Here is a 719-nt window from a genome sequence, read left to right on the forward strand (position 1 = left end):
GTCCCGGGCGCGGCCCGCTCCGGGAAGGCGCCGGGGACGCCCCGGGTCGACAGCCGGCCGGCGGCCGCCGCGGAGTCGGCCGGCGTGGTGACGATCACCGCCCGGCTGGCGGACGGCTCCGGCGAGTCCGCCGGCACCGGCATCGTCCTGACGGACTCGGGCCGCGTGCTCACCAACCGGCACGTCGTCGTCGGCGCGGCCGCCGTCGAGGCCGTCGACCCGTCGTCGGGTCGCGCCTGGCCGGCGGAGGTCGTCGGGACGGACTCGCGGCGGGACGTCGCCGTGCTGCGGCTCACGGACGCCGCGGGCCTCGAGCCCGCCGCGCTCGCGATCGAGGAGCCGGAGGTCGGCGACGCGGTCGTCGCGGTGGGCAACGCGAACGGCGCCGGGAGGCTCACGGCGGCCGAGGGGACCGTGACCGGGCTGGACCGCCGCATCACCACCCGGCCGGAGGGCGCTGCCGCGGGCGAGACCCTCGACGGGCTGATCGAGACGGACGCCGACGTCGTCCCGGGCGACTCGGGCGGCCCGCTGCGGAACGACTCCGGCGCGGTGATCGGCGTCGACACGGCCGCGACGTCGGGCGGCGCCGACATCACCGCCTACGCGATCCCGATCGGCACCGCCCTCGCGGCGGTCCGCCGGATCGTCGCGGGCGAGCGGGCCGCCGGGGTCGTGCTCGGCCGGCCCGCCTTCCTCGGCGTCCGGATCGACCCGGC

1 protein-coding gene is annotated in these 719 nt (G+C 79.7%); it reads left to right on the top strand.

Going from position 1 to position 719, the window contains the following annotated elements; all coding sequences use genetic code 11:
• Nucleotides 1-84: 84 nt before the first annotated feature.
• Nucleotides 85-719, top strand: a 635-nt coding sequence (locus ACFSBI_RS16260; RefSeq protein ID WP_377936791.1) for a S1C family serine protease, incomplete at its 3' end; no start/stop codon positions are given.

The sequence above is a fragment of the Amnibacterium endophyticum genome (assembly GCF_042680685.1).
In the GTDB taxonomy this organism is placed as follows: domain Bacteria; phylum Actinomycetota; class Actinomycetes; order Actinomycetales; family Microbacteriaceae; genus Amnibacterium; species Amnibacterium endophyticum.